We start from the raw sequence: 4,163 nt of genomic DNA on the forward strand, positions 1-4,163 counted from the left end.
CGACCCGGCCCAGCTCGGCGAGGAAGGGGACGCGGCGGTGTCGACCGACCCGGCGGGGGCCTGGAGAAGCCGGACCACCCCCCGGCGTCCACCGGCCCGGCCCACGCGCTGCCGGACGACGTGCCGATGCCGGAGCCGGCCTGGACCGCGCCGGCCGCGGCCGACCCGGGCTTCACCTACGCCCCGACCGGCGAGCACGACCAGGGCAGCTTCTCCGGGAGCCTGTTCGACTCCCCGGCGTCCACCAGCGTCGCCGCCGCCTCGTTCACGCCGGCCTCGGCCGACACCGGCGGCTCGTCGGCGTGGACGCTCGGCGATGACGGCGGGCACGGCATGGTCGGCAGCCAGGGCGGCATGCACCACGCCGGCGCCTGGGACACCGCGCACAGCGCCGCGGACCCGGGTCTGGGCGGGCAGGCCTCGACCAACCAGGCCAGTGCGCCCGGCGACGCCGGCTTGGCCCAGCTCGGCGGCGCGCACGCGGCGGCGGCCGGTCAGGCCGGTTCACCCATGGGCGGCGGCATGCCGATGATGGGGGGCATGGGCGGCGGCGGCCACGGTGGCGGCGGCGAGGACCAGGAGCGCAGCACGAACGCGGCCTGGCGCACGCCGAGCGCCGTCTTCGACGACAACGGCTCGGCCTCCGTCAGCCGGATGAACGGCGTGCTCGGTGAGGACGAAGGGAGCCAGCGCCAGTGAGCTATCAGGCGACCGTCGCCGTGAACACTGCCGTCGCGCAGATGCGGGAGCTCCGGGACGACGTCCAGCGTCAGCGCGCGGCGACCGAGAAGAAGTTCGCGGACGCCGTCAAGGAGAACAAGGAAGCCTCCCAGAAGGCGATGGCCGAGGCCAAGGCCAAGCGGGAGGCCGCCGAGAGCGGCCGCCCCGTCGCCCGGCCCGCGCAGGAGGTCCGGGAGGAGAAGTACACGTTCTTCGACAGCGAGGACGAGTACAACCCGCCCGCTGCCCCGTCGTTCCAGATGCCCGACGTCACCCCGCCGCCGCGACCGACGCCCCGGCGGACCGCTCGTCCCGTCTATGACGATGACGACGACTACTCGAACCAGAGCTGGATGGAATAGCTAGCTCTTCGTGCGGGCCGTCGTCGGACGGCCCGCACGCTGGTACGTGACGGGTGCTCGCTTCACGTCGCTGTACAGCAGCGAGTCGTAGGCGTGGTCGCCGTTCAACTGCCGCAACAGAAACGCGGTGATCACGGCCTTGGCGACGGTCTGCGTCTTCGGCTCGCCCCGGCCCGGCAGCAGCAGTTCGCTCCAGTGCCGCCCTTCGGCGAAGCCGAGGTGGTTGGCGCCGGCGATGGTCCGTAGCTGGACCGGCCCGCCCCAGCTCTGCGCGATGGCTTCGGCGTGACCGACCGGCGGCGCGACAAGGTCTTCCTCGGCCGCCAGATGCACGGCCGGCATCAGGCACAGCCGCGCACCGTCCACAGTTTTATTTTTATCGTTTCCGAAGCGGCGACAGTGAAAACGCCGCGGATCCGCTCGTCCTCGGCCGCCGCCAGCACCGCCGCGCCGCCGCCGGCGCCGTGCCCGCCGACGGCCAACTTGCCGGCGTCCACACCGATTTCGCCGTCGCCGAGCCGCACGCCGGACACCACGTCCAGCGCCGTGCGCAGGTCCGCGGCGAACAGCCGGGCCGAGGCCAGCGGGCCGCGATGGGTGGCCGGGGCCGCGACGACGACGCCCCACGACGCGAGGTGCCGGAACAGGCCGAGATAGCGCTGCGGCGGCTGCAGTCAGCCGTGCCCGAAGGCCACCGCCGGCAGGCCGTGCCCGCCGCGCGGGGTGAACAGCGTGCCGGGCAGCCCGACCAGGGCCAGGTCGCCGCGCCGCACGCCGTGCGGACCGGGCCGGCTGAGCTCGGTGAGCGCCTGCTTCGCGGTCAACGGCTTGCGTCGCGCCATACCCGGACCGTACCGGATCACGTGTCGCCCCGAATGATCAGTATTGGTCTACACCAAATCGATTCCGATCATGCCTCTGACCAGGGTGTGACGGGAAACAACCCGGCTGGTCGCAACCGGATGATGGTCTAGCTACCCTGTACCGTCGTGTGTGGAATCGTGGGTTACACCGGCCATCGCCCGGCACTGGACGTCGTACTGGACGGATTGCGCCGGTTGGAGTACCGGGGATACGACTCGGCGGGCGTCGCCGTTCTGGACGGCGACGGCGGGCTGGCGGTCGAGCGCAAGGCCGGCCGGCTGGCCAACCTGGAGGCACGGCTGGACGAGGTCGGCCGGGACAGCCTGACCGGCGGCACCGGCATGGGCCACACCCGGTGGGCCACCCACGGCGCGCCGGTGGACCGCAACTCGCACCCGCACCGGGACACCACCGGCCGGATCGCCGTGGTGCACAACGGGATCATCGAGAACTTCGCGCAGCTGCGGGCCGAGCTGGAGGCCGACGGCATCGAGCTGGCCAGCGACACCGACAGCGAGACGGCGGCCCACCTCGTCTCCCGGATCTACGACGGCGACCTGGCCGCCGCCGTGCGGACCGTGTCCCGCCGGCTGGAGGGCGCGTTCACGCTGGTCGTCACCCACGCCGACGAGCCCGACAAGGTCGTCGCGGCCCGGCGCTCCTCGCCGCTGGTCGTCGGCGTCGGCGAGGGCGAGACCTTCCTCGCCTCCGACGTGGCCGCGTTCATCGAGCACACCCGCAACGCCGTCGAGCTGGGCCAGGACCAGGTCGTCGTGATCACCAAGGACGGCTACGAGGTCACCGACTTCCACGGGGAGCCGGTGCAGGCCAAGCCGTTCGAGGTGAACTGGGACCTGTCGGCCGCCGAGAAGGGCGGCCACGACTACTTCATGCTCAAGGAGATCGAGGAGCAGCCGGAGGCGCTGGCCAACACGCTGCGCGGCCACTTCACCGACGGCCGCATCGTGCTCGACGAGCAGCGGCTGGCCGACCAGGACCTGCGTGACGTGGACAAGGTCTTCGTGGTGGCCTGCGGCACCGCCTACCACTCCGGGCTGGTCGCCAAGTACGCCATCGAGCACTGGACCCGGCTGCCCGTCGAGTGCGAGCTGGCCAGCGAGTTCCGCTACCGCGACCCGGTGCTGGACCGCGACACCCTGGTGGTGGCCATCTCGCAGTCCGGCGAGACCGCCGACACTCTGGAGGCCGTGCGGCACGCCCGTGAGCAGAAGGCCCGCGTGCTGGCCATCTGCAACACCAACGGCGCCCAGATCCCGCGCGAGTCCGACGCCGTGCTGTACACCCACGCCGGCCCGGAGATCGGCGTCGCCGCCACCAAGACGTTCCTGGCCCAGATCGCCACCAACTACCTCGTCGGCCTCGCACTGGCCCAGGCCCGCGGCACCAAGTACCCGGACGAGGTGGCGCGCGAGTTCCACGAGCTGGAGGCCATGCCGGCGGCCGTGCAGCAGGCGCTGGGCACCGTCGGCCAGGTCCGGGAGCTCGCCCACGAGCTGTCCGACTCCAAGGCAATCCTGTTCCTGGGCCGGCACGTCGGCTTCCCCGTCGCCCTCGAAGGCGCGTTGAAGCTGAAGGAGCTGGCGTACATGCACGCCGAGGGCTTCGCCGCCGGCGAGCTCAAGCACGGCCCCATCGCGCTGATCGAGGACCAGCTGCCGGTCGTCGTCGTGATGCCGTCCCCGAAGGGCCGCGCGGTCCTGCACAGCAAGCTGCTGTCCAACATCAGCGAGATCCAGGCCCGTGGCGCGCGCACCATCGTCATCGCCGAGGAGGGCGACGACACGGTGAAGCCCTTCGCGGACCACCTGATCGAGGTACCGGCCGTGCCGACCCTGTTGCAGCCCTTGGTGTCCAGCGTGCCGCTGCAGGTGCTGGCGGCCGAGATCGCCCGCAGTCGCGGGTACGACGTCGACAAGCCGCGTAACCTCGCGAAGTCGGTGACCGTCGAGTAATCGGGGCTGTGTGATGCGGGGCGTGTGGACTGCCGGCCAGGTGCGGGCGGCTGAGCAGCGGGTCTTCACCAGGGTGCCGGAGAGCCGGCTGATGCGGATCGCCGCGTACGCCGTGGCCAACGAGGTGCTCGCGCTGCTGGCCGCGCGGACCGGCGGCACGTCCGGGCGCCGGGTCGGGCTGCTCGTCGGGGCCGGCAACAACGGCGGCGACGCCCTGTGGCCGGCGCTTTCCTGCGCCGGCGCG

General features: G+C 72.2%; 3 protein-coding genes and 2 pseudogenes. 4 read left to right on the forward strand and 1 reads right to left on the reverse strand.

The features are described from left to right. Positions 1-699: pseudogene (locus tag KUTG_RS61805) on the forward strand (hypothetical protein); the annotation flags it as partial. Continuing rightward, entirely contained in the window at positions 696-1,082 is a 387-nt protein-coding gene (locus KUTG_RS30305; RefSeq protein WP_043721601.1) for a hypothetical protein, read from the forward strand. The pseudogene KUTG_RS61805 and the gene KUTG_RS30305, both read left to right, overlap by 4 nt. On the opposite strand, the pseudogene KUTG_RS30310 reads toward KUTG_RS30305, so the two are convergent. Then, a pseudogene (locus KUTG_RS30310) lies at positions 1,083-1,924 on the reverse strand (alpha/beta hydrolase). 147 nt (positions 1,925-2,071) lie between these two features. On the opposite strand from KUTG_RS30310, the gene glmS reads away from it, so the two are divergent. Next, on the forward strand, positions 2,072-3,919 hold the full coding sequence (glmS, locus tag KUTG_RS30315; protein WP_043721604.1) for a glutamine--fructose-6-phosphate transaminase (isomerizing): 1,848 nt from the start codon (positions 2,072-2,074) through the stop codon (positions 3,917-3,919). A gap of 13 nt (positions 3,920-3,932) precedes the next feature. Then, positions 3,933-4,163: NAD(P)H-hydrate epimerase (locus KUTG_RS61810; protein ID WP_043721605.1), on the forward strand; the 231-nt coding region annotated here is incomplete at its 3' end.

The organism is Kutzneria sp. 744 (assembly GCF_000568255.1).
In the GTDB taxonomy this organism is placed as follows: Bacteria; Actinomycetota; Actinomycetes; order Mycobacteriales; family Pseudonocardiaceae; genus Kutzneria.